Origin of the sequence: Microbacterium sp. NPDC089189, assembly GCF_040685095.1 — a bacterium.
In the GTDB taxonomy this organism is placed as follows: domain Bacteria; phylum Actinomycetota; class Actinomycetes; order Actinomycetales; family Microbacteriaceae; genus Microbacterium.
This window is the reverse complement of sequence record NZ_JBFBHG010000025.1, coordinates 1-23,460: the sequence shown is the minus strand read 5'-3', so window position 1 is coordinate 23,460 and position 23,460 is coordinate 1. Positions and strand designations below refer to the sequence as shown.

The 23,460-nt window shown below is 72.0% G+C and carries 21 protein-coding genes; 12 read left to right on the top strand and 9 right to left on the bottom strand.

The genetic code is table 11. The annotated features are described in order from the left end of the window. Positions 1 to 31 precede the first annotated feature (31 nt). The gene (locus tag AB0N73_RS13550; RefSeq protein WP_363564325.1) at positions 32 to 799 is read right to left on the bottom strand and encodes an IclR family transcriptional regulator; all 768 of its coding nucleotides are present in this window, start codon (positions 797 to 799) and stop codon (positions 32 to 34) included. Between the two features lie 155 nt (positions 800 to 954). On the opposite strand from AB0N73_RS13550, the gene AB0N73_RS13545 reads away from it, so the two are divergent. The 3 genes from AB0N73_RS13545 (at position 955) to AB0N73_RS13535 (ending at position 4,373) form a co-directional block, all read left to right on the top strand. Further along, a complete protein-coding gene (locus AB0N73_RS13545) occupies positions 955 to 1,707 on the top strand; it encodes an IclR family transcriptional regulator (protein WP_363564323.1) in 753 nt (250 codons plus the stop codon). Between the two features lie 107 nt (positions 1,708 to 1,814). Continuing rightward, complete coding sequence (locus tag AB0N73_RS13540) at positions 1,815 to 3,002, top strand: 4-hydroxybenzoate 3-monooxygenase (RefSeq protein WP_363564321.1); 1,188 nt, start codon at positions 1,815 to 1,817, stop codon at positions 3,000 to 3,002. A gap of 57 nt (positions 3,003 to 3,059) precedes the next feature. Continuing rightward, positions 3,060 to 4,373, top strand: a complete 1,314-nt coding sequence (locus tag AB0N73_RS13535; RefSeq protein ID WP_363564319.1) for an MFS transporter — start codon at positions 3,060 to 3,062, stop codon at positions 4,371 to 4,373. A gap of 13 nt (positions 4,374 to 4,386) precedes the next feature. Here the strand turns inward: AB0N73_RS13535 and AB0N73_RS13530 are convergent, their stop codons facing one another. Further along, positions 4,387 to 4,848 carry a MarR family winged helix-turn-helix transcriptional regulator gene (locus AB0N73_RS13530; protein WP_363564317.1) on the bottom strand — a complete coding sequence of 154 codons (462 nt, stop codon included), beginning with the start codon at positions 4,846 to 4,848 and terminating at the stop codon, positions 4,387 to 4,389. A 91-nt stretch (positions 4,849 to 4,939) separates the two neighbouring features. Here AB0N73_RS13530 and AB0N73_RS13525 point away from each other — a divergent pair, with 91 nt between their 5' ends. The 5 genes from AB0N73_RS13525 to AB0N73_RS13505 are packed head-to-tail and all read left to right on the top strand — an operon-like array spanning position 4,940 to position 10,050. Continuing rightward, positions 4,940 to 5,866, top strand: coding sequence for an SDR family NAD(P)-dependent oxidoreductase (locus AB0N73_RS13525; RefSeq protein ID WP_363564315.1), 927 nt, complete (start codon positions 4,940 to 4,942; stop codon positions 5,864 to 5,866). Between the two features lie 59 nt (positions 5,867 to 5,925). Next, positions 5,926 to 6,813 carry an amidohydrolase family protein gene (locus AB0N73_RS13520; RefSeq protein WP_363564313.1) on the top strand — a complete coding sequence of 296 codons (888 nt, stop codon included), beginning with the start codon at positions 5,926 to 5,928 and terminating at the stop codon, positions 6,811 to 6,813. Further along, the gene (locus AB0N73_RS13515; protein WP_363564311.1) at positions 6,810 to 8,012 is read left to right on the top strand and encodes an acyl-CoA dehydrogenase family protein; all 1,203 of its coding nucleotides are present in this window, start codon (positions 6,810 to 6,812) and stop codon (positions 8,010 to 8,012) included. The genes AB0N73_RS13520 and AB0N73_RS13515 overlap by 4 nt, the downstream gene beginning before the upstream one ends. A 21-nt stretch (positions 8,013 to 8,033) precedes the next feature. Continuing rightward, complete coding sequence (locus AB0N73_RS13510) at positions 8,034 to 8,486, top strand: MaoC family dehydratase (RefSeq protein WP_363564309.1); 453 nt, start codon at positions 8,034 to 8,036, stop codon at positions 8,484 to 8,486. 40 nt (positions 8,487 to 8,526) lie between these two features. Continuing rightward, positions 8,527 to 10,050 carry a long-chain fatty acid--CoA ligase gene (locus tag AB0N73_RS13505; protein ID WP_363564307.1) on the top strand — a complete coding sequence of 508 codons (1,524 nt, stop codon included), beginning with the start codon at positions 8,527 to 8,529 and terminating at the stop codon, positions 10,048 to 10,050. A 42-nt stretch (positions 10,051 to 10,092) separates the two neighbouring features. On the opposite strand, the gene AB0N73_RS13500 is transcribed toward AB0N73_RS13505, so the two are convergent. From AB0N73_RS13500 to AB0N73_RS13470, 7 genes are all read right to left on the bottom strand, one after another. Further along, positions 10,093 to 10,935: a PaaX family transcriptional regulator C-terminal domain-containing protein gene (locus AB0N73_RS13500; RefSeq protein ID WP_363564305.1), complete on the bottom strand. Its 843-nt coding sequence runs from the start codon at positions 10,933 to 10,935 to the stop codon at positions 10,093 to 10,095. 7 nt (positions 10,936 to 10,942) lie between these two features. After that, positions 10,943 to 11,743: an ABC transporter ATP-binding protein gene (locus AB0N73_RS13495; RefSeq protein ID WP_363564303.1), complete on the bottom strand. Its 801-nt coding sequence runs from the start codon at positions 11,741 to 11,743 to the stop codon at positions 10,943 to 10,945. Then, a complete protein-coding gene (locus AB0N73_RS13490; RefSeq protein WP_363564301.1) occupies positions 11,736 to 12,560 on the bottom strand; it encodes an ABC transporter permease in 825 nt (274 codons plus the stop codon). The genes AB0N73_RS13495 and AB0N73_RS13490 overlap by 8 nt, the downstream gene beginning before the upstream one ends. Next, positions 12,557 to 13,399, bottom strand: a complete 843-nt coding sequence (locus tag AB0N73_RS13485; RefSeq protein ID WP_363564299.1) for an ABC transporter permease — start codon at positions 13,397 to 13,399, stop codon at positions 12,557 to 12,559. The genes AB0N73_RS13490 and AB0N73_RS13485 overlap by 4 nt, the downstream gene beginning before the upstream one ends. Before the next feature lie 74 nt (positions 13,400 to 13,473). Further along, on the bottom strand, positions 13,474 to 14,457 hold the full coding sequence (locus AB0N73_RS13480) for an ABC transporter substrate-binding protein (RefSeq protein ID WP_363564298.1): 984 nt from the start codon (positions 14,455 to 14,457) through the stop codon (positions 13,474 to 13,476). Positions 14,458 to 14,675: 218 nt separating this feature from the next. After that, complete coding sequence (locus tag AB0N73_RS13475; RefSeq protein ID WP_363564296.1) at positions 14,676 to 16,301, bottom strand: FAD-binding oxidoreductase; 1,626 nt, start codon at positions 16,299 to 16,301, stop codon at positions 14,676 to 14,678. Between the two features lie 134 nt (positions 16,302 to 16,435). Then, positions 16,436 to 17,437: an AraC family transcriptional regulator gene (locus AB0N73_RS13470; RefSeq protein WP_363564294.1), complete on the bottom strand. Its 1,002-nt coding sequence runs from the start codon at positions 17,435 to 17,437 to the stop codon at positions 16,436 to 16,438. 191 nt (positions 17,438 to 17,628) lie between these two features. Here AB0N73_RS13470 and AB0N73_RS13465 point away from each other — a divergent pair, with 191 nt between their 5' ends. The 4 genes from AB0N73_RS13465 to AB0N73_RS13450 all read left to right on the top strand — a co-directional run bounded on the left by AB0N73_RS13465 (position 17,629) and on the right by AB0N73_RS13450 (position 23,317). Further along, positions 17,629 to 19,860 (top strand): LuxR C-terminal-related transcriptional regulator, encoded by a 2,232-nt coding sequence (locus tag AB0N73_RS13465; RefSeq protein WP_363564292.1) that lies wholly within the window; start codon positions 17,629 to 17,631, stop codon positions 19,858 to 19,860. Positions 19,861 to 19,983: 123 nt separating this feature from the next. After that, the gene (locus AB0N73_RS13460) at positions 19,984 to 20,727 is read left to right on the top strand and encodes an alpha/beta hydrolase (RefSeq protein WP_363564290.1); all 744 of its coding nucleotides are present in this window, start codon (positions 19,984 to 19,986) and stop codon (positions 20,725 to 20,727) included. Continuing rightward, complete coding sequence (locus AB0N73_RS13455) at positions 20,724 to 22,220, top strand: aldehyde dehydrogenase family protein (protein WP_363564288.1); 1,497 nt, start codon at positions 20,724 to 20,726, stop codon at positions 22,218 to 22,220. Before AB0N73_RS13460 ends, AB0N73_RS13455 begins: the two co-directional genes overlap by 4 nt. Next, complete coding sequence (locus AB0N73_RS13450) at positions 22,217 to 23,317, top strand: NAD(P)-dependent alcohol dehydrogenase (protein ID WP_363564286.1); 1,101 nt, start codon at positions 22,217 to 22,219, stop codon at positions 23,315 to 23,317. The genes AB0N73_RS13455 and AB0N73_RS13450 overlap by 4 nt, the downstream gene beginning before the upstream one ends. Positions 23,318 to 23,460: the final 143 nt, after the last annotated feature.

Here is a 23,460-nt window from a genome sequence, read left to right as displayed (position 1 = left end):
CTCCTGCGCGTGACTCCGCGTCCATTCTCACTCAGTGAGAATCACTGTGCCGCAGGGCGCGCGTCAGATCCTTCGCCGCCTGCACCACGAGCGGAGCCAGGCGGCGCTCGTCGTGCGCGTCGTCGAGGTGGGCGACGATGCCCAGCGCGGCCGGCGGCAGTCCGGGAACGGGACCGAGCGACGCGGCGACCGACAGGTTGCCGAGCGTCATCTCCTCGCGGGTCGACGCGTAGCCCCGGGCACGGGCGCGCTCCAGGTCGGCGCGCAGCACGGCGGGATCGGTGATCGACCGACGCGTCTCGGGCACGAGCGGATGCCGCAGGTAGGCGTCGAGCCACGCGTCGTCCCGGGCGGCGAGGATCGCTTTGCCGACGCCCGTGGTGTGCAGCGGATGCCGCCCGCCCGCACGGCCGAGCGTCGGCACCGAGGCGCGCCCGGTGATCCGACCCGCGAAGACGACCGCGGGCGCTCCCGGGCCGCTCTCGCTGAGCACCGCGAGGTGCACGTTCTCACCCGTCGCCTCGTACAGGCGCACCATGTGCGCGAGAGCGGTCTCGCGCAGGCGCAGGGCGAGCGGCGAGAGCTCGCCGATCTCCCACAGCGACGCGCCGACGGCGTACGCATGCCCCGCGGTGCGGTGCAGCATCCCCTCGTCGATCATCTGCTGGAGGAGGCGGTGCACGCTCGAGAGCGCCAGGCCCGTGCGTGCGGCGATCGCGGCGGCGGACAGCTCGGGGGCGTCCTCGTCGAAGGCGCGGAGGATCCGCATCGCCCGCCGCAGCACTCCCTCACCCGCCACCCCGCCCCCTTTCCCCGTTCCGTCCCGCCCGCCCGGCCGGCCACATCCGCCGAGCGCATATCCCGTGCGCGAGCGCACATCCTCGAAGATATGCGCTCGGCGACCGGATATGCGCTCGGCGGGAGGGCGGGCGGGGATGTGCGAGGGTGTGGGGCATGGCGAATTCGGCCAGCGGCGACTCGATGACCGAGCGCATCGTGCGCGTGCTCGACACGTTCACGGCGGAGCGCACGGTGCAGACGACGAGCGAGATCGGCCGGCGCGCGGGGCTGCCCTCATCCAGCGCCCATCGGATCGTCGACGAGCTCGTCGCCTCCGGCCTGCTCGAGCGCGACGAGGACCGCCGCATCAGCCTCGGGCTGCGCCTGTGGGAGCTGGCCCTGCGCGGCTCGAACGCCCTGCGGCTGCGCCAGGCCGCGCTGCCCCACATGGCCACGGTCCAGTCGGATGTGCGCGAGCACACGCAGCTCGCCGTGCTCGAGCAGGACGAGGCGCTCTTCCTCGAGCGCCTGTCCCACCCGGATGCCGGCGCCAACATCACCCGCATCGCCGGGCGCCTACCGCTGCACGCCTCCTCATCGGGCCTGGTGCTCCTCGCGTTCGCGCCGCACGAGCTCCGCGAGCGTGTGCTCGCCGCCCCGCTCGCCCCGCTCGCGTCCGGAACCATCACGGATGCGGCGGCGCTCCGCCGGGAGCTCGGCCACATCCGCACGCAGGGATGGGTCGTCGCCCCCGGCTCGGTCGAGTCGGTCTCCACGGGGGTGGCGGTGCCGGTCCGCGATCGCGGCCGGGTCGCCGCCGCGCTCTCGGTCGTGCTGCCGCGGGAGGCCGACCCGATGGGACCGCTCGCGGCACTGCGCGCCGCCGCATCCGCGATCGAGTCCGATCTGCGCGCCGATCGCCGCTGACCCCCGCCCTTCAACCGAAGCTCACCATGAATCCCGTTCAACGGGAAAGGGCGGCGGATGCGGGAGGGTGACGGCACACTGGCGGTATCGCCGTCGAAGGAGACGCCATGACCACCGAACGCACCCGCGTCGCCATCGTCGGAGCCGGGCCCGCGGGCCTGCTGCTGTCGCACCTGCTGGCCGCATCCGGCATCGAGTCGATCGTGCTGGACTCCCGCACCCGCGAAGAGATCGAGAACACGATCCGCGCCGGCATCCTGGAGCAGGGGACGGTGGATCTGCTGGTCGAGAGCGGCGCATCGACACGGGTGCTGCGCGACGGCAACCGCCACGACGGCATCGAGCTCCGCTTCGCGGGCGAGGGGCACCGCATCGACTTCCCCGCCCTCGTCGGCCGGAGCGTCTGGCTCTATCCGCAGCACGAGGTCCTGCGCGACCTCGTCGCGGCGCGCCTCGACGCCGGCCAGGATCTGCGCTTCGGCGCATCCGTCGAGGGGCTCGCCGACACCGGCACCGACCGTCCGCGCGTCATCGGCCGCACCGCCGACGGCACCCCGTTCGAGATCGAGGCCGACATGGTCGTCGGCGCCGACGGGTCGCGCAGCGTCATCCGCCCCGAGGTCACCGGCTCCTCGACCGGCGGCTACTTCCGCGAGTACCCGTTCGCCTGGTTCGGGATCCTGTGCGAGGCCCCGCCGAGCGCCGACGAGCTGATCTACAGCAACTCCGACAACGGCTTCGCTCTCATCAGCCAACGGAGCGCCACGGTGCAGCGCATGTACTTCCAGTGCGACCCGCAGACCGACCCGCAGGCGCTCGACGACGCAGAGATCTGGGAGGAGCTGCAGTCGCGCGTGCCCGGCACGACGCTCCGGGAGGGTCGCATCTTCCAGCGCGACGTGCTGCGGTTCCGCAGCTTCGTGGCGCACGAGCTGCGCCGCGGCCGCGTGGCGATCATCGGCGACGCGGCGCACACCGTGCCGCCGACGGGGGCGAAGGGCATGAACCTCGCCGTGGCGGATGTGGTGCTGTTGCACCGTGCGCTCGAGGCGCTGCTCCTCGACGCCGACGAGCGTGCGCTCGACGCCTTCCCCGAGACCGCCCTGCGTCGCATCTGGAAGGCCCAGCACTTCTCGTGGTGGATGACGAGCATGCTGCACGTCGCACCCGACGCGTCCGACTTCGACCGCCGCCGGCAGCTCGGCGAGCTGCGCTCGGTCGTCGAGTCCGAGGCCGGGCGCGCCTATCTGGCCGAGGCGTACACCGGCTGGCCGTTCGAGACCCGGCTCGGCTGAATCCGCCGCACCCACGCGAAGCGAGCACCCGCGCGAAGCGAGTAGAGTCCGGTGCTCGTGACCTCGAACGCCGAACCGCGCCCGCCGAGCCGCGGTGCGGCCGCGGCCCTCGCGGTCGTGGCGGTCGCCCTCATCGCCGCCAACATGCGCGCGACGATCACGGGCGTGGGGCCGCTGCTCGCCCAGATCGCCGACGACCTCGGCACCACGACGGCCGCCCTCGGCGCCCTGGCCGCCATCCCGCTGCTCACCTGGGCGATCGTCTCGCCGCTCACGCATGGGCTGTCGCGCCGGTTCGGGATGTCGCGCGTCGTGCTGTGCGCCCTGGTGCTGCTCGGCGCGGGCACCGCCTGGCGGTCGGCGCCCGGCTCCGACGCGAACCTCTGGGTCGGCACCGCCGTGATCGGCGCGGCCCTCGCGGTGGCGAACGTCCTCATGCCCGCGATCATCAAGCGGGACTTCGGGCGACGGGTTCCGCTCATGATGAGCGTCTACACGGCGCTCCTCGGCGGTGTCGGCGCGATCGCGTCGGCCGTCGTCGTGCCGGTGTCGGAGGCCGCGGGTGGCGGCGGCGACGGATGGCGCATCGCCCTGGCCTCCACGTCCGCCCTCCTCCCCTTCGCGATCGCGCTCTGGCTGTGGGTGATCCTGCGCCGCGGCGTAGACCCGCGCCCGGCCGCGCCCCGGAACACGGCCGCACCCCGAAGCGCCACCCCGCCCGAGACCCCGGCCCACGCCCCCTCCGCCGCTCGCCGCGGCTCCGGCATCTGGACCGACCCGCTCGCGTGGCTGGTCGCGGCTTACATGGGCGCGCAGTCGGCGTCGTTCTACATGCTCGTGACGTGGCTGGCCCCGCTCGCCGCCTCGTACGGCAAGGGCGCGGTCGCCGCCGGCATCGACGTGGCGCTGTTCCAGATCCTCGGCGTGATCGGTTCGTTCGCCGTGGCCTTCGCCCTGCAGGGGCGCCTGCGCCGCTGGGTGCCGGCCGCGCTGCCGCTGCTCGCGATCGCCGCCGCGGTCGGCATCATGACGGTGCCCGCCGCGCTGACGCTGTGGGTGATCCTGGCGGGCCTGTCGGCCGGCGCCTCGCTGAGCATGTCGCTCACGCTCATGGCCGAGCGGGCGCGGGATCCCGCGACGTCGTCCGCGCTGTCGGGCATGTCGCAGTCGGTCGGATACCTGATCGCCGCACTCGGGCCGGTCGCGTTCGGCGCCCTGCACGCGATCGACGGCGGGTGGATGCTGTCGCTCCTGCTCCTGATCGCGGTGCTCGTCGCGCAGGTCGTCGTCGGGGTCGCCGTCGGGCGCGAGCGGTTCGTGCTCGACGCCCGCACGCCTCGGGCACCCCGCACCCCGCGACGCCGCGGCTGACGACCGAGCGGGCTCAGTCCGGGAAGGCGATGCGCCGCAGGAGCGCGGCGAGCTGCGCGCGATCGTGCGCGTCGAGCCCGGCGTGGAGGTCGTGCTCCGCCGCCGCGGCGGCGGCGACGGCCTGCTGGTGCAGCGCCCTGCCCTCATCGGTGACGACCACGACGTTGGCGCGGCGATCCGAGGGGTCGGGGCGGCGCTCGACGAGGCCGCGCCGCTGCAGGTCGTCGACGAGCGCCACGACCTGACTCGGGTCCAGACGCAGGAACTCGGCGAGCTCGCGCTGCGTCGGCCGGGCGCCGTCGTCGGCGGCGAGCGCCAGCACCGAGTAGGAGCGCACCCGGAGCCCGAGGGGCGCGAGCGCGGAGTTGCCGGCCGCGAGCGAGAGCGCGTTGGCCCGGGCGAGCAGGAAGCTGAGGTCGTCGGCGAGCGCCGCCGTCGCGAGCGCGTCCGGCGCGGTTCCCTCGGGGATCGCCATGCCGAGAGCGTAGCAAATCGTGTCGAGAACAATAATTGACATTCTCAACGAGTTAGCGGTTCAATGGGGATCACCAACGAAGGAGTCCCCCATGTCTCTCGACGGCAAAGTCGCCATCGTCACCGGATCAGGCCGCGGCCTGGGCCTCGCCTACGCACAGGAACTCGCTCGTCAGGGCGCATCCGTGGTCATCAACGACGTGGATGCCGACACCGCGGCGGCCGCCGTCGCCACGATCGAGGACGCGGGCGGCTCCGCCGTCGCCGTCGTCGCCCCGGTCGGCCCGACCACGACCGCGCAAGAACTGGTCCGCACCGCCGTCGAGCGCTTCGGGCGCCTCGACATCCTCGTCACGAACGCCGGCGTCCTGCGCGACACCGTGCTGTGGAAGATGAGCGACGACGACTTCGACACCGTGATCGGCGTGCACCTGCGCGGCACGTTCACGTGCGTTCGCGAGGCCGCCACGTACATGCGCGCCAACGAGATCGCGGGCCGGATCATCTGCATCGGCTCGCCCACCGGTCAGCGCGGCAACTTCGGTCAGACCAACTACGCCGCCGCGAAGGCCGGCATCGTCGGGATGGTGCGCACCTGGGCGCTCGAGCTCAAGAAGGCGGGCATCACGGCCAACGCCGTCATCCCCGTCGCCGCGACCGCGATGACGGCGACCGTGCCGTACTTCGCAGCGGCCGTCGAGGCGGATGCGGCCGGCGAACCGATGCCGGAGTTCTACCGCCACGGCCTCGGCTTCGGCACGTCGGACGACGTATCGGGCCTCATCGCCTACCTGGCCTCCGATGCCGCGAGCGGCGTCTCGGGTCAGGCCATCGGCGTCGGCGGCGACCGCATCCAGCTCTGGTCGCACCCCGAGCCCGTCGTCACGGCCTACCACGAGGGCGGATGGAGCACCGAGGCCCTCGAGGCCGAGTTCCCCGCGACGATCGGCGAGAGCCTGCAGTCGGTGGGCGAGCGGTTCCCCGCCCTGCCGGACGAGCTGCAGCGCCCCCGCCCCTGAGACCCGGCGGGCCCGCCCTCACGCGGGTCCGCCGCACCACATCCGCCCGAGGAGGAGCGATGTCCCCGCGGTACGAGCCGGCAATCGATCTCGACCAGATCCAGGCGATCGACGTGCATGTGCACATCGAGGTCGACGCGCACGGGCACAGTTCGCTGCCCGACGACCTGGCGGAGGCCGCGTCCGCGTACTTCAGCGCCGACGTCGAGCGCCCCGACCTCGACGCGGTCGCCGCCTACTACCGCGAGCGGAAGATGGCCGCCGTGGTGTTCACGGTCGACGCGCAGACCGCGCTGGCGCACGCGCCGCTCTCGAGCGAAGAGGTCGCGGAGGGCGCGGCGCGCAACAACGACGTCCTCATCCCGTTCGGCTCGGTCGACCCGCGTCGCGGAGCGGCGGCCGTCGAACAGGCCCGGCGCCTCATCGGCGACCACGGTGTGCGGGGATTCAAGTTCCACCCCACCGTGCAGGGCTTCGACCCGAGCGATGAGGCGTGGTTCCCTCTCTACGAGGTGCTGCAGGAGGCGGGCGTCGTCGCGCTGTTCCACACCGGGCAGACCGGCATCGGCGCGGGGATGCGCGGCGGGCGCGGCTTCCGGCTCGCGCTGTCGAACCCGATGCTGCTCGACAGTGTCGCCGCGGAGCACCCCGACCTGCAGATCATCATGGCCCACCCCTCCGTGCCGTGGCAGGACGAGGCCATCTCGGTCGCCACCCACAAGCACAACACCTGGATCGACCTCTCGGGCTGGAGCCCCAGGTACTTCCCGCCGCAGCTCGTGCGTGCGGCGAACTCGTTCCTGAAGAAGCGCATCCTGTTCGGCTCGGACTTCCCGCTGCTGACGCCGGACCGCTGGCTGCGCGACGTCGCGGAGACCGACCTCAAGCCCGAGGTCATGCCGGGCATCCTCAAGGACAACGCGGCACGCCTGCTGGGGCTCACGTGAGCGGCGCCGCACCCGCGATCGCGTCGGGCGGCGCGTTCGGCGCCGACCCGCTCGGATTCGCCGACGCCCATCTGAGCGAGGCGGCGCGGTCCACGCTGACCGCGCTCGACGCGGTCGTACAAGAGCGCGTCCGGCCGTTCCTGACGCAGGCGTGGGAGAACGCGGTCATGCCCACGGGGGTGCTCGACGCACTCATCCCCCTCTCGCTGATGACTCCGCCCGAGGTCGACGCGGATGAGGCGGCATCGTCGATTTTCTCCGGCTTCCGCACCTTCGTGCTCGCGCGCACCGACGCCTCGGTCGCCACCGCCTACAACGCGCAGTCCGGGCTCTTCCGCACCGCCGTGCGGTTGGGCGGGTCGGCGGCGCAGGCGGCCGAGCTGGATCCCCGCATCACCGACTTCTCGCTGCGCGGTGCGTTCGCGCTCACCGAGGCCCACCACGGGTCCGACATCGCCGGGGGCCTCGCCACCACGGCGCACCGGGTCGGCGACGAGTGGGTCATCGACGGCGACAAGCGGTGGATCGGCGGCGCCGACACGGCCGACGTGATCGTGGTCTTCGCCCGCGACACCGCCGACGACCAGGTGAAGGCGTTCCTCGTCCCCCGCGACGCCCGGGGCGTGTCGCTCCGTCGGATCGCGGGCAAGGTGTCGCTGCGCCCGATGCAGAACTTCGACATCGGGCTGACCGGTGTGCGCGTGGCCGAATCCGCCCGGCTGCAGCGCGTCGAATCGTGGCGCGACGTGGCGCGGATCCTCCGCGCTCTCCGCTCGGATGTCGCCTGGATCGCCACCGGCATCCAGTCCGGCGCACTCGAGGCGGCGGTGCGCTACGTCGGCGAGCGCCGGCAGTTCGGGCGCCCCGTAGGCGGATTCCAGCTCGTGCAGGAGAAGCTGGCGCGCATGCTCGGCAACCTGACCTCGTCGTTCGGCATCGCGACGCGGCTCTCCGCCGAGCAGGATGCCGGGGTGTACCGGGACGAGAGCTCCGCGCTCGCCAAGATGCAGACCGCACGTCTCGCGCGCGAGACCGTCGCCCTGGCCCGCGAGGTGCAGGGCGGCAACGGCATCCTGCTCGACCACGACGCGGCCCGGTTCTTCGCCGATGCCGAGGCCGTCTACTCCTACGAGGGCACGCACGAGATGACCTCGCTCATCGTCGGACGCGCCCTGACCGGCATCTCCGCCTTCGCCTGACCACCCCCGAAAGGACCCCTCATGACCACGATCGCCGCCTACGCGGACGCCGCGACCCTCGCCGGAACCGACCTCGGCTGGACCGACTGGATCGAGGTGACGCAGGATCGCGTGAACCTGTTCGCCGACGCCACCGACGACCACCAGTGGATCCACGTCGACCCCGAGCGGGCGAAGGACGGGCCGTTCGGCGCCCCCATCGCCCACGGATTCCTGTCGCTGTCGCTGACCGTGAAGTTCTGGTCGGAGCTGTTCGACCTCGAGGGCGTCACGACCCGGGTCAACTACGGCCTGGACAAGGTGCGGTTCGTGTCTCCGGTGAAGGTCAGCGCGCGCATCCGCGGCGGCGCCGTCATCGCCGAGGTCACCGAGGTGCCGGGCGGCTACCAGTTCGCCGTCGACCAGACCATCGAGATCGACGGGGCCGCCAAGCCCGCCGTCGTCGCCCGAGGCCTGTACCGCTTCTACGCCTGACCCCACCCCCGTACGACCTCGACGAAGAGGAGGCGCGACGATGCGCGATCACGGACTCGGCTCCTGGCTGACCAAACGACGACTGAAGAGCCCCGACAAGACGGCGCTGATCTTCGGCGACGGCCAGACGCTCACCTACCGCGCGTTCGCGGACGCCGCCGACCGCGTGGCCACGGTGCTGCGCGAGCGCGGCGTGCGCCAGGGCGACAGCGTCGCCTACCTCGGCGAGAACAGCCCGGAGTTCCTCGAGGTCCTCTTCGGGTGCGCACGCCTGGGGGCGGTGTTCGTGCCGGTGAACACCCGCCTGGCGGCCCGCGAGATCGAGCACATCCTGGTCGACGCCGGCACCCGCGTGCTCATCCACGACCCCGAGTTCGCCGAGCGGGTCACGTCGGGGGTGGAAGCGGCGCAGATCGCCGACGTGATCCTCACCGGTCCCGGGATCTCGTTCCACCCCGGACTCGATGTGCTGCTCGAGGGCGCGGCGGTCAACGCCGAGACGGCCGCGGTGACCCTCGACGACCCGGCCGCGATCGTCTACACGTCCGGCACGACCGGGCGGGCCAAGGGCGCCGTCCTCACCCACGGCAACCTCACCTGGGTGTCGCTCAACTGCATCGTCGACTACGACGTCGTCTCGACCGACGTGGCCCTGATGATCTCGCCGCTGTTCCACGTGGCATCCCTCGGCATGGGGGCCCTCCCTGTCCTCCTCAAGGGCGCGACCCTCGTGCTCGAGAAGGGATTCGAGCCGGGACGTGCCCTCGATCTCATCGAGCGGCACGGGGTCAGCATGCTCAGCGGCGTGCCCACCACGTACCAGCTGCTCGCCGATCACCCCGCGTGGGCGAGCACCGACCTCTCGAGCCTGCAGAAGCTCACCTGCGGCGGGTCGGCGGTGCCCACCCGAATCCTCAACGCCTTCGAGGAGCGCGGCCTGTCGTTCTCGCAGGGGTACGGCATGACCGAGACGTCGCCGGGTGCCACCTCCCTCGCCCCGACGATGACCCGCGAGAAGCAGGGCAGCGTGGGGCTCCCGCATTTCTTCACCGACATCCGCGTCACCGATGCGGAGGGACATGTCGTGGCTCCCGGCGTCGTCGGCGAGATCGAGGTCGCCGGACCCAACGTGTTCCCGGGCTATCACGGCCTGGCCGACGCGACCGCGGCCGCCTTCACCGACGACGGATGGTTCCGCTCGGGAGATCTCGGCTACCTCGACGACGACGGGTACCTCTTCATCTCCGACCGCCTGAAGGACATGATCATCTCCGGCGGCGAGAACATCTATCCCGCCGAGGTCGAGAACCTCATCAACGACATCCGCGACATCTCGGGCGTCGCCGTCATCGGCGTGCCGGACGAGCGCTGGGGAGAGGTGCCGTGGGCGGTCGTCACCGTGCGCGAGGGCGCCGAGGTGACGACCGAGTCGGTGCGCGCCGAGCTCGACGGCGTGCTGGCCCGGTACAAGCTGCCCAAGAACGTCGTGGTCGTCGAGGACCTGCCGCGCACCGCATCCGGCAAGATCCGCAAGGCCGACCTCCGCAGCCGTTTCGGACGGTGAGCGGGGCCGGCCGCCGAGCGGAGGGCGGTCGGCGCGCGACGCTCAGCGGCCGGCGAGCCGGGTGAGGACGTCGCGGGCCGGATCGATCAGCTCGCTCCGGCGGGCGCGATACGCGTCGATGGAGCGCGGGGCGGGCCAGTCGGCATCCATGAACTCCGCGGGAAGTCTCGGGTCGGCTCGCAGCAGCGCCAGCCAGTCCGAGACGAGCATCGTGAGCGCCGACAGCGGCGGCACCGAGGCGGCGAGCACGTCGGGGTCGTCCCACGCGGCCAGGAACCGGTCATGGTCGTCCCGCAGGGCGTCGAGGTCCCACGCCCCGCGCACCGACGGCGCGAGGGGGAACTCAGGCAGGTCCCGCGCACGGAACGCCACGACGCACTGCGCGGGAAGCTCGTCGCGCAGCGGTTCGAGCGCGCCGGCGAGGTCGACCTCGCCGGGCGCGACCCACAGGCCGTCGCGCACCGGGGCGAATCCCTCCCAGGTGAGCGCGGCACGGAGCCGGTGCCGCAGCGTCCGCTGCCCCTCGGGCACCGAGAACGTCACGAGCGTCCACCCGAGCCCCTGGGGCGAGAACGGATGCGGCGAGTGCACGCGCTCGGCGGCCTCGCGCAGCACGTCGCGGGCGTGATCGGTGAGGCCGTACTCGACCTCGCGCCCCACGCGCCCCCGGGTGAGGAACCCCCGCAGCACCATGCGGTCGAGCCCGGCACGGGCGGTGGGCCCGGCGATGCCGGCGTCGCCGAGGACGTCGATGTAGACGCCCGCGCGCAGCGGGATGTCGATCCCCAGGTCGAGCTGCTCGCCGAGCAGCGCCAGCAGCAGCTGGCGCGGGTTGCGGGCGCCCAGCCCGTCGATCTCGGGCGGCAGGGGATGCGCGGTGGTCACAGGACGATCATCCGACGGGACGCACGGCCTCGCCGCGTTTAGCGCGCTGAATCTGCTCGTAGACGTGCGTGCGCAGCTCGGTGAAGCGCGGCAGCGCGCGCGTCGTGATCTGGTCGCGCTCGGGCGCGAGGTCGATCGCGAGATCCTCCTGCACCCAGGTCGGCGACTTCGAGAGCACGACGACGCGTTCGCCGAGATAGACCGACTCGTCGATGTCGTGCGTGACGAACAGGATCGACATCCCCCGCTCCAGGTGCAGCCGGCGGACGAGGTCCTCGAGGTCGGCGCGGGTCTGCGCGTCGACGGCCGCGAAGGGCTCGTCCATGATGAGCACCTCGGGCTGGTAGGCCACGGCGCGGGCGATCGCCACGCGCTGCTGCATGCCGCCCGAGAGCTGCCAGGGGTAGCTGCCCGCCGCGTGGTCGAGCCCGACCGCCGTGAGCGCGTCGTCGATCAGGCGCGTGCGTTCCGCCTTCGACAGGTTCTTGTGCTTGAGCGGCAGCTCGACGTTGCCGCGCACGGTCAGCCACGGGTAGAGGCTGCGGCCGTACTCCTGGAAGACCAGCGCCATGTTGGGCGGCGGACCGGTCACCTGCTTGCCGTCGAGTTCGACCGAGCCGGATGTGGGCTTGAGGAGTCCGGCGATGCACTTGAGCAGCGTGGTCTTGCCGCATCCCGACGGTCCCACGATGCACACGAGCTCGCCGCGGCGCATCGTGAAGCCGATGTCGCCGATCGCCTCGACGTCGCCCGTGGACGACTCGTACACCTTCTTCAGGCGTTCCACCTTCAACAACGTGTCAGGCACGCTCGACCTCCTTGATTCCGTGGTACCAGCGCAGCACGCGCCGCTCGACGATGCCGAAGACGACGGCGAGCAGCACACCGATGAGTCCCAGCAGCACCACGCCGCTCCACATCTCGGCGATCAGGTAGTTGCGCTGGAAGTAGGCGATCTGGAATCCCAGACCGGATGACGAGAAGAACATCTCCGAGATGACCATCATGATGAGGGCCACCGAGAGGGTCTGCCGCACGCCCGCCATGATGCGGGGGCTCGCGGCGGGCAGCACGAGCGAGAACAACCGCTGCGACCGGGTGAGCGAGAACGACCGTGCCGTCTCGGTCATGATCGCGTCGGTCGCTCGCACGCCCTCGACCGTGTTGAGCAGCACCGGCCAGAGCGAGCCGAACACGATGACGATGACCTTCATCTGGTCGGTGACGCCGAGCAGCGCGACGAACACCGGGATGAGCACCGGCGGCGGAACCGCCCGGAAGAACTCGAGCATGGGCTCGAGGAGCTCGCGCAGCCAGCGGGTGAGCCCGATGACGGTTCCCGCCGCCACCCCCACCACGATCGACAGCACGATCGCGAGCACGAGGCGGCCAAGGCTCGGCAGCACGTCGCTGACGAAGACCGGGCCGATCCAGGTCGACACGAAGGCGTCGAGGATCGTGAGCGGGCCGGGGAAGAACTTGGCGGGAGCGAGCGTGCCCCAGATCGCCCAGGCGACGAGGAGGATCAGCGGCAGACCGATCGCGTAGGCGGTGTGGGAGCCGATCTTCGCCCAGACCCGTGATCGCGCGCGCGGCACCCGGACGGTGCTCGTGTAGAGGGTCACAGCACTTCCTCCCCTCGGACCGACTGATGCCAGGCGAGCGACCGGCGCTCGATGAAGCGGAACACGAGGTTGACGATCACGCCGAGCACGCCCGTGACGATGACGATGGCGTAGACGGTGGTCATGTTGCCGATGTTGTAGGCCTGGAAGATGACCTGGCCGAGGCCGGGGTTGCCGATCGTCATCTCGGCGGTGATGGCGAGGATGAGGGCGACGGACGCCGAGAGCCGCAGGCCCGTCATGAGGTAGGGCAGGGCGGTGGGCAGCACGAGGTTGCGCAGCCGCGAGCCGCGGGTCAGGCCGTAGCTGCGCGCCGTGTCGCGGGCGACCGTGTCGATGTCGGCGACGCCGTACAGCACCTGCACGAACACCTGCCAGAAGCTCGCGTAGACGATGATCACGAGCGCGGCCTGCATCTGGATGCCGTAGGTCAGGATCGCGAGCGGGATGAGGGCGACCGAGGGGATCGGGCGCAGGAACTCGACCGTGGAATGGGTCGCGCGGCGCAGCACCGGCACGAGGCCGACGACCCCGCCGAGCACGACGCCGAGGACGGTGGCCAGGGCGAGGCCGATGGCCCAGGCGGTCATGGTGCGCCCGACGTTGCGCCAGAACTCGAGGTCGGAGACCATCGTGCCCAACTGCGCGAACGTGTCGAGGGCGGACGGCAGCGAGCGGGCGCTCACGACGCCGGTCACCGAGACGATCTGCCAGGTGGCGAGGAAGCCGAGGATCCCGAGGGCGCCGAGCGCGGTCTTGCGAACGGTGCGGGCGGCGTGCGCGCGGCGCCGTGGTCGCGACGGGGTCGCGACGATCATGGGGGCGTCAGCCGTGGCCATGGAGGACCTTCCGAGAAAGCGGCGGGGGCGGAACGGATGCCGCGGCGCGAGCGCGCGGCATCCGTTCCGTCATGTCACTGCGGCTGGATCAGCGAGGCGAAGTCGGGCTCCGCGTCGATGTAGGCGTACTCCACGGCGAGCGCCGCCAGGGTCTCGATGCCGGCGTCGCCGAGGTCGGGCGTGAAGTTCGGCAGCGTGATGGCGGCCGCGGCGGCCTCGGGGATGTCGAGGTTCGTGGCGATCGCCTGCCGCACCGCGTCCTCGTTGTCGGTCGCGTACTGCAGCGCCTCGGCCATGGCGGCGGCGTAGTCGGCCACGAGGTCGGGATCGCTGTCGAGGGTCTCCTGCGTGGTGAAGTTCGTCAGCACCGTCAGACCCGGGATCGTGGCCTGGTAGGGCGAGACGACGTCGACGCCGCCCGCGCTCACGATGAGACCGCGGAAGGGGTCGGGCACCCAGCCCGCGTCGATGTTGCCGGCCTCGAGCTGCGCCTGCACGTCGGGGAACGCGACCTCGACGAACTCGATCGTCGAGGAGTCGCCACCCGCGTCGTCGACGGCCTTGCGGATGGTGAGGTCACCGGCGGCGCCGATGCTGTTGACCGAGACGCGCTTGCCGGCCAGGTCGGCGGCGCTCGTGATGCCCGAGGCCTCGAGGGCGACGACGGAGTTCACATCGGTGCCCTCGGCCAGGCTCGAGGCGTAGTTGCTGAAGATCACGACGCCGAGATCCTGCAGCGCCGCGCGGATCGGACCCATGGGCTGTCCGATCGCGAAATCGATGTCGCCGCTGAGCAGGGCGGGGATGGCCTGGGCGCCGCCCTGAGCGGGCACCACCTCGACCTCGAGGCCGTGCTCTTCGAAGATGCCGGCGTCGATGGCGGCCCACAGCGCGCCGGTCTCGGCGATGGGCAGGGCGGCGACGCGGACGGAGCGCAGTTCTCCGCCGGCGTCGGGGTCGCCCGATGTCGGAGCGGTGGGGGCGGCGGAGTCGGTGCAACCGGACAGCACGAGGGCCGCGGCGGCGGCGAGAGCGAGTGCGGCAAGGGTCTTCTTCATCGAAGTGCCTCTCAATGACGGGTGAGCAGGACGTCGGCACCCCACGGCGTCGTCACGCTCGGGCGATGCTGCGCCCGTACGCGTCGGCACCGCGATGTGCTGACTCCGCCATCGTGCGCGACCCGCACCTCGATGTCAAGACTTTCGTGACGATCGTCACCAATCCGTTTACTTTGCGCCGGGCGTCCCCCATCCGTTGATCGTCACGAAGATCGCCGTCAGAGGCCGCGGCCCCGCAGACGCGCCGGCCAGATGCCGGCCTTGCCCGGATTCAGGATGCCGTTGGGGTCGAGCGCGTCCTTGATCCGCTCGTTGAAGCGGCGCTGCGCGTTGTCGTTCCACGAGTAGGTGTCGGCGACGTGGTCGGCCCAGGCGTGGTGCGCGCGGTACTCGCCGTACCCGTACGAGGCCGCCTCGTCGATCAGGTCGTGCACGAGCTGCAGCGTCTCGTCCCGCTGAGCGGCGTCGGTCTTCGTGTACAGCAGCAGGCTGATGTGATGCATCTCGCGCAGGCCCACGACGAACTGCGCCGCATAGTCCTTGCGCGCCGCGTCGGCGCGGGCCTTCACCATCCGGAACTGGCGCAGCGCGTCGTCGCCGTCCGGGGCGGAGATCGGCGAGAAGCCCATGTGCGCCCCGTCCGGCAGCCAGTTGAGCAGGTTCGCCTCCTCGATCGTCGGAATGCCGGTGTTGATCCGGTGTCGATCGTGGAGCGTGTGCGCCCCGCGATCCTCCTCCGTGTGCGGGCGGGTCTTCGTCGTCGAGAACCGGGATCCGGGGATCGCCCCGAACGCGCCCTCGATCATCCCGAGGTACTGCTCGATCACGGGCGGCGGACCGTAGACGGTGCCGTACATGTTCCAGTACCCGAGACCCAGCTCGGACTTCATCCGCTCCACCACCTCGTCGGGGATCGGGGTGTCATCCGCGTGCCAGTCGGCGCGCGCGGACACCTGCGCCGCGTCGAGGAAGATGTTGCGCAGCACCGGCACGTTCTGCAGCGGTGCCATGTTGATGCGCAGCGGCAGCATCGTGTCGATGATCGCGCCGAGGTCCTCGGCGTGCTCGAACGTGATCTGGAACGTCTCGGCGGCGGGCGGGGCTCCCATCAGCTGCACGCCCATCTTCGTGACGATCCCGAAGTTGGACTGCTCGAAGAGGTTGTCGGGCTGCGGACCGAAGCTCGGCGCGAACAGCTGCCAGGTGTTGCTGCCGGGCATGCCGCCCATCCCGGTGCGCAGCACGTCGCCGTCGGGCAGGACGATCTCCATCCCCGATTTCCAGGCGGAGTGGTTGCCGTAGGGGGTGTAGCCGACCCCGCGGTCGAGCGTGTTGCCGACGATGCTGCCCCACGACAGGTCGGGCCCGTCGATCCAGAGGTCGTAGCCCTTCTCCTGGATGGCGGCGTAGAGCTCGAAGTACGTCACGCCCGGCTCGATGAGCGCGTACGCGTACTTCTCGTTGAGCTCGAGCACGCGGTTGAGCCGGCGGCCCACGTGCACCACGATGCTGCCCGCCACGCGCGGCGCGGCGCCGCCGTAGCCCAGGTTCTTGCCCGTCGAGATCGCGTGCAGGGGGATGAGGTGCTCGTTGGCGATGCGCACGATGCGCTGCACATCGTCGGTCGAGCCGGGGTACACCACGGCGCTGGCGGTGAACGAGAGGTCGCCGGTCACCGGGAACTCGTCGTCGTAGCGCGCGACCCGGGCAGGGTCGATCTCGACCCACTCGGCGCCGAGGGCGGTCTCCAGAGCGGCGATCGCCGCGTCGAACGACGCGGCGGAGACATCGGGGGGCAGCACTCTGGCCGTCTCGGAGGGGCGGGGTGCGGGGGATGCGGTCATGGCGAACTCCTCGTCGAGTCTGCGAAACAGCGGCGCCGTCTCGGCACCGCCGGCCCGGGAACGGGTCGTCTCGACGATGGACCCGCATCCGGACCACGGCAACGAGGCCGTCGCGAAACGGATATCCCGCCCGGTCAGCCGCGGCGCAGGGTGTCCGAGGGCGATTCGCCGAAACGGCGCCGATAGTCGGCGGCGAAACGCCCGTGGTGCGCGAACCCGCACCGATCGGCGATCTGCGCGACCGAGGTCTCGCCGGCGGCGCTCTCGAGCTCGCGACGCGCGAGGGTCAGTCGCCGCTCGCGGAGGTAGGCGAGCGGCGTCGTGTCGAGCGTGCGACGGAACCCGACCTGCAGCGCGCGCACGCTGACCCCCACCGCGGCCGCCAGATCGGCCACGGTCATCGACACCACCGTCGGCGACGAGTCGATGTGCGCGACGGCTCGGCGGATGGAGCCGGGCCCGGCTGCCACGGCCGGGTGCGCCAGCTCGTCGCGGAAGGCGTGCGGGGAGGCGACGAGGAGTCCCGCCATCAGCGCATCGTGCAGGCTGTCGACGACGACGGCGTCGGAGCTCAGCCCCGGCGGACTCCACAGCCGGCGGGCGAGCAGCTGCACGATGGCGAACCAGTCCCGCGCGGCGGGCGTGGTGAGCGGGAACTCCAGTGCGAACTCGATGGGCGCTCCCCCGAGGCGCCGGCCCAGCAGGGCCTCGAGCCGGGCCTCGAGCGCGGCGGCGTCGATCTTGATCCCGAGCACCCGTGTGGGCGTCTCGAAGCCCTCGAAGCCGTGCGGATGCAGCCCGTACTGCGCCGCACGCCGACCGGTCGCCACCATCTCCGCGCCCGGGCGGCCGGTGCGCAGCGCTCCGCTGAGCGGGATGTTGATCTGGTAGCCGTCGGGCACGGAGCCCGAGGTGACGCGCGCCCCGGCGCTGTACTGCAGCAGTCCGAGCGTGACAGCGCCGGCGCGGTACGAGGTCAGCGAGAGCCGCGGTGGACGATCGGCGGCGAGGGGCCGGAGCGTGTGGCGGTGGAAGACCTGCGCGCCGATCACCATCGCCTCCTCCATCGAGGCGTTCTGCACCGCGACGGCCGGGGGGACCGTCGATCCGGCGGTGACGTCGGCGTCGGTCCGCATGCTCCCTGGACTACCACCCGCCGCTCCCGCCGACAAGGGCGGGCCGCCGCGCGGCGGCCGATTGTCCGAAATACGCATCGTCGCGGCACGCCGGTCGTCGTGTGTGATGTCCCCCCGGGGCGTGAGATCACCGAATCGCACCCGCCGGATGCGTGGGCATGCATAATCGACGGCAGGACGAAGGGGTCTGGATGCTCACCGAATCGCGCAGCGAGTTCGTCGGCCGCCGGGCCGAGCTCGCCACGATCGGCGCACTGCTGGGCGAGGCACGGCTGCTGACGCTCACGGGCGTCGGCGGGGTCGGCAAGACGCGCCTCGCCCTGCGCGCGGTCAACGAGTACGCGCGCACCCACGACGTGCTGACGTGGTTCGTCGCGTTCGACACCCTGCAGGATGCGCGCCGGGTCCCCCTGACGGTCGCGCGCGCGCTGCCGCTCGGGGAGCAGTCGTCGCGCGATCCCCTCGACGTCCTCGTCGACCTGCTCTCCGACACCCCCGCCATCGTCGTCTTCGACAACTGCGAGCACCTGATCGACGCCGTGTCCGCGTTCGCGGACGAGCTGCTGGACGCGGTGCCGGGTCTCACGATCGTCGCCACGAGCCGGCGCCGACTGGATGTGGACGGCGAACAGGTCTTCGCCGTCCCGCCGCTCTCGCTGGCCGAGGAGACCACGGCCCCCTCCGACGCCGTCGCACTCCTGCTGTCACGAGCACGCGCCGCGGACGCGTCGTTCGAGCTCGCCCCGCAGGAGCGCCCCGTCGCGGCCGAGCTCTGCCGCGCCCTCGACGGCCTGCCGCTGGCGATCGAGCTGGCGGCGACCCGACTGCGCTCGCTCCCGCTGACCGAGCTGACCGGCAGGCTCTCGTCCCGGTTCACGCTTCTGCGGGCCGCGTCCCGTTCCGCGGTGGCCCGCCAGCGCACGCTGCGCGCCGTCGTGGACTGGAGCTACGAGCTGTGCACCCCGGAGCAACGAGCGCTCTGGGAGGCGATGAGCGTGTTCCGGGGCCGGTTCGATCTGGCCGCCGCGGCCGCCGTGGCCGATGCGCCCGAGACGGAGGTCGTCGACATCCTCGACGACCTCGTCGCCCAGTCCGTCGTCGAGGCCGACCGCGAGAGCGGACGATTCCGCATGCTCGAGACCATCCGGGCGTACGGGCGGGAGCGCGCCGAGGAGAACGGCACGTGGCCGTCGCTGCAGCGTCGGCACCTCGACCACTACCGGCGCCTCGCCGACCGCTTCCACCGCGAGTGGTACGGCCCGCATCAGCGCCGAATCATCGCCGCACAACGCGCCGACAGGGCGGAGCTGCACGCCGCGCTCGCCACCGCCACAGCCGTCGACACCGATGCCGCGCTCGACCTGTTCGCCAACCTCCGCTACCACTGGGGCGTGAGCGGCCTGCTCCCCGAGGGGCGCGCGTGGGCGACGCGCGTGCTGAGCCTGCCCGGCGGAGCGCCGGTGGTGCGCACGCGCGCATCGCTCACGGCCGCCTGGCTGTGCCTGCTGCAGGGCGACCTCGACGAGGCCGACGCGCTGCTATCCGAGGCCGAGCGACTCGCCCCGCGCACGCCGGCCGACGACGCGGCGCTGTTCTCGATCGAGGTGAACCGGTGGCGGGGCTCGCACGCGCTGTTCTCGGGCGATCCCGACCGCGCGACGGGGTACTTCGCGCGCTCGATCCGCCTCGCCACGGATGCCGGTCGCCCGGAGGAGGCCCTGCTCGCGCAGTTCCAGCTCACGACCGCGCGCTGCCATCTGGGCGAGCGCGGGGCCGGCGCCTCGGCGCACGAGGCACTCCGTCACGCCGAGGCCATCGGTGAGATGTGGATGCGCTCCCTCGCGATGTGGTCGCTCGCCCTGGCCGCGTTCTGCGACGGTGCGCTGGACGAGGCCGAGGCCTACGGCCGATCCGCGCTGACCGCGGACGACGGCATCGACGACCCGATCGGGGACTGCCTCGCCCTCGAGATCCTGAGCTGGATCGACGCCGCCCGCGTGCCGACCGAGCGCTCCGCCGTGCTGCTGGGCGCCGCCCGCAGCCGCTGGCGGCGCGTCGGCTCCGACATCTCACGCCTCGGCCCCCACCTCACGGCGCACCACGACCGGTGCCTCGCACGCGTGCGCTCCTCGCTCGGCGGCCGCGCGTTCGACCGGGCCGTCGCCGCCGGCGAACAGCTCTCGCCCGCCGAGGCGGTGTCGTTCGCCGCGTCGGCGACCGGCCCCACGATCCTCAGCGACCGGGAATCGCAGGTGGCCGCCGGCATCCACGCGGGGCTCAGCAACCGCGAGATCGCCGAACGCCTGGTGCTCTCGGTGCGCACCGTCGACACCCACGTGCAGCGCATCCTCACCAAGCTCGGCGTCGGGTCGCGCGCACAGATCGCGGCGTGGTTCGAGGCGACCGTCGCCTCGGCCCGCTGAGGCGAGGTTACGTAGTCCTACGGATACCGCCCTCCGGCGGCGCGTCCGAGACTGGCGGGGACATCGTCGTCACCGGAGCCGTCCACCGTCGGCCGTCTCCGCGGATCAAGGAAGCCCCGCACCATGAGCGCTGCACTGCACATCGTCCTCGTCCACGGCGCCTGGGTGGGCGGATGGGAGTTCGCCCCCGTCGTCCCCGCGCTGGAGGGGCGCGGATTCACCGTCGAGACCGTCGAGCTGCCCTCGACCGGATCGACCGACTCGCTGGCCGCGGATGCTGCCGCCGTCACCGAGGCGCTCGACCGCGCATCGACGCCCGTCCTGCTGGTGGGGCACTCCTACGGCGGCGTTCCGGTGACCCAGGCGGGTGCGCATCCCGCGGTCGTGGGTCTCGTCTACGTCGCCGCCTTCGCGCTCGACGAGGGCCAGAGCGTGCGGAGCGCCCTCGGCGGCGAGTTCCCGCCGGGATGGCACCGGGAGGACGGTCAGATCCTGCTCGGCGCGACGCGCGAGGAGCGGATCGGGATCGTGGCCGCCGACCTGCCGCCGGGTGCTCCGCGCGCCGCCGCCGAGCAGGTGGCCGACATGTTCCGACCGCAGTCGCTCACCGCGCTGTCCGACCCGCTCACCGAGGTCGCCTGGCGCACGACGCCGAGCTGGTACGTGCTCACCGAGAACGACGTCCTCGTCCCGCCCGGCCTGCAGGAGTCCTTCGCCACGCGCGCGGGTGCCGACGTCATCCGCGTCGCCACCGGGCACGCCCCCTTCCAGGAGGACCCCGCCGGATTCGTCGACGTCATCGTCGGCATCGCCGCCCCCCTGCGTTCATCCCTTCCGTCCGCCGATCCCATCCAGGAGCGATCATGACCCTCACCGACCCCGCCCCCACGACCACCGAGGGCGGCCTGCCCGCCGGTCGCCTGTTCATCGACGGCCAGTGGCGCGAGGCGTCCGACGGCGGACGCACCGACGTCATCGGCCCCGCCACCGGGCGGGTCATCACGACCGTCGCCCGCGCCACCACCGACGACGTCGACGCCGCCGTCGCCGCCGCCCGACGCGCCTTCGACTCCGGCATCTGGTCGGGGCTGTCGAGCCGCGAGCGCGCCCGCATCCTGCAGCGTGCGTACGACCTCATGCGCGAGCGCACCGAGGACCTGGCCCAGGCCGAGAGCGCGGACGTGGGCAAGCCGATCACCCTCGCCCGCGTGGTCGACGTCAACAACGCCGCCGAGCTGTACGAGTTCTACGCCAGCCTCGGCCACCACCTCGACGGCGAGGTGCGCGAGACCACCGGCAACACCCACGCGTACGTGAAGCGCGAACCCCTCGGCGTCGTCGCCGCCATCACGCCGTTCAACTTCCCACTGATCCTCTCGAGCTCGAAGATCGCCCCCGCCCTCATCGCCGGCAACACGATCGTCCACAAGCCGGCGGGCGACACCCCCCTCTCGGCGCTCGTGATGGCCGAGATCCTGCGGGACGCGGGGGTGCCGGACGGCGTCTTCAACGTGGTCACCGGCTCGGGCGCCGTGCTCGGCGACCACCTCGTCGGCCACCCGGACGTCGACAAGGTCGCCTTCACCGGATCCACCGAGATCGGCGCGCACGCCGCATCGGTGGCGAGCCTCGCCCTCACGCCGTTCACCGCGGAGCTCGGCGGCAACGCCGCCAACATCCTGTTCGCCGACGCCGACCTCGACACCGCGGTCCACACCGTGATCTCGGCCTTCGTCTTCAACTCCGGGCAGTTCTGCATGGCGGGACCCCGCCTCCTCGTCGAGCGCCCGCTGTACGACGTGGTCCTCGGCATTCTCGCCGACGCCCTGCCGCACGTGCCGTTCGGCGACCCGACCGACCCCGACACCGTGATCGGCCCGCTCGCCAGCGCCACCCAGCTCGAGAAGGTCGCCGCGATGGTCGAGCGCGCCCGCGCCGCCGGCGCCCGCATCGTGACCGGCGGCGAGCGCGTCGATCTCGACGGCGGCTTCTACTACCGCCCCACCGTCATCGCCGACGTGCCCAACGACGCCGAGATCGTGGCCGAGGAGGTGTTCGGGCCGGTGCTCACGGTGCAGCCGTTCGACACCGAGGACGAGGCCGTCGCGCTGGCGAACTCCACCCGGTACGGCCTGGCCTCCGGCATCCAGACCGTTGACCTCGCGAAGGCGCACCGCGTCGCCGCGCAGCTGCAGGCCGGCATCACCTGGGTGAACGGCTGGGCGCTGCTGGATCCGTCGGTGCCGTTCGGCGGCGTGAAGGCCTCGGGATGGGGGCGCGAGAACGGCCCCGAGGCGATGGCCTCGTACCAGCGGTCGCACTCGATCGTCTTCAACCTCGACACGGCGGCGACGCGATGACCGCCGGTCGCGCCGCGGTGCTCGACCACGGCGCCCTGCACGTCCGCGACGTCGCCTACGACGATCCCGGGGCGGGCGAGGTGCTCGTGCGCCTCGTCGCGTCGGGGCTCTGCCACACCGATCTCGGCGTGATCGCCGGGGGCATCCCGTTCCCCGCCCCCGGTATCATCGGCCACGAGGGCGCGGGGGTGGTGGAGAAGACCGGTCCCGGTGTCACGGGCGTCGCCGCCGGCGACAAGGTGCTGCTGAGCTTCACCTCGTGCGGCGCGTGCGATTCGTGCCGGTCGGAGCACCCGGCCTACTGCGCCACCTGGCTGCCGCGCAATCTGCTCGGCGATCTGCGCGAGCCCGGATCGGGCGCGGTGCACGGCACCGACGGCGACCCCATCGCCGCGCACTTCTTCGGACAGTCCTCGTTCGGCACGTTCGCCCTGGCCGACGAGAGGTCGGTCATCCGGGTCGACCCGGCGACCGATCTCGGGGTGCTGGCGCCGCTCGGCTGCGGCGTCCTCACGGGCTTCGGGTCGATGTGGAACGTCCTGCGTCCCGGCGCCGACGACGTCGTGGCCGTCTACGGCACGGGCGCGGTCGGGCTCTCGGGCATCATCGCGGCCGCCGCACGCGGCCCCCAGATGCTGGTGGCGATCGACCTCGTCCACGACCGGCTCACGCTGGCGCGGGAGCTGGGGGCGACCCACACGATCAACGCGGCGACCGATGACGTCGGCGCCCGCCTCGCGGAGATCACCGGCGGCCACGGCGTGGATCTCTCCTTCGACACGACCGGCAGCCCGAAGGTGGCGCGCGGGGCGCTCGACGCGGCGGCCGTACGCGGCACGGTGCTCGTGTGCGGTGCGCCGCCGCCGGGCACCGAGATCCCGGTCGACATCCAGGGCATCCTCACCGGCAAGGTGCTGCGCGGGGTCACGATGGGAGACGCGGACCCGCGCACCCTCATCCCGCAGCTCGTGGCCCTGCACGCCGCGGGTGGGCTGCCGCTCGAGAAACTGGAGCGCCGCTACGCACTCGACGACATCCAGCAGGCCGCCGACGACATGCATCACGGCCGCACGGTGAAACCCGTCATCGTGTTCTGACCCCGCCGGGTGTCCGCACCCCCGATCCCGGGCCCCCCGACCCGCCCCGCGATCCCGGACACCCGGCGGACCCGCGAGACAGCACTTTCGCGCCGAGACGGTGGGTTTAACCCGCTGTCTCGGCGCCGGAGTGCTGTCTCGCG

Bases quoted from the DNA above. Each gene is read 5' to 3' on its own strand.
- AB0N73_RS13545 (WP_363564323.1), top strand. From the start codon at position 955: ATGGCGAATTCGGCCAGCGGCGACTCGATGACCGAGCGCATCGTGCGC.
- AB0N73_RS13530 (WP_363564317.1), bottom strand. From the start codon at position 4,848: ATGGCGATCCCCGAGGGAACCGCGCCGGACGCGCTCGCGACGGCGGCG.
- AB0N73_RS13525 (WP_363564315.1), top strand. From the start codon at position 4,940: ATGTCTCTCGACGGCAAAGTCGCCATCGTCACCGGATCAGGCCGCGGC.
- AB0N73_RS13470 (WP_363564294.1), bottom strand. From the start codon at position 17,437: ATGCGGACCGACGCCGACGTCACCGCCGGATCGACGGTCCCCCCGGCC.
- AB0N73_RS13510 (WP_363564309.1), top strand. From the start codon at position 8,034: ATGACCACGATCGCCGCCTACGCGGACGCCGCGACCCTCGCCGGAACC.
- AB0N73_RS13450 (WP_363564286.1), top strand. From the start codon at position 22,217: ATGACCGCCGGTCGCGCCGCGGTGCTCGACCACGGCGCCCTGCACGTC.
- AB0N73_RS13485 (WP_363564299.1), bottom strand. From the start codon at position 13,399: ATGGCCACGGCTGACGCCCCCATGATCGTCGCGACCCCGTCGCGACCA.
- AB0N73_RS13540 (WP_363564321.1), top strand. From the start codon at position 1,815: ATGACCACCGAACGCACCCGCGTCGCCATCGTCGGAGCCGGGCCCGCG.
- AB0N73_RS13520 (WP_363564313.1), top strand. From the start codon at position 5,926: ATGTCCCCGCGGTACGAGCCGGCAATCGATCTCGACCAGATCCAGGCG.
- AB0N73_RS13465 (WP_363564292.1), top strand. From the start codon at position 17,629: ATGCTCACCGAATCGCGCAGCGAGTTCGTCGGCCGCCGGGCCGAGCTC.
- AB0N73_RS13475 (WP_363564296.1), bottom strand. From the start codon at position 16,301: ATGACCGCATCCCCCGCACCCCGCCCCTCCGAGACGGCCAGAGTGCTG.
- AB0N73_RS13480 (WP_363564298.1), bottom strand. From the start codon at position 14,457: ATGAAGAAGACCCTTGCCGCACTCGCTCTCGCCGCCGCCGCGGCCCTC.
- AB0N73_RS13455 (WP_363564288.1), top strand. From the start codon at position 20,724: ATGACCCTCACCGACCCCGCCCCCACGACCACCGAGGGCGGCCTGCCC.
- AB0N73_RS13505 (WP_363564307.1), top strand. From the start codon at position 8,527: ATGCGCGATCACGGACTCGGCTCCTGGCTGACCAAACGACGACTGAAG.
- AB0N73_RS13460 (WP_363564290.1), top strand. From the start codon at position 19,984: ATGAGCGCTGCACTGCACATCGTCCTCGTCCACGGCGCCTGGGTGGGC.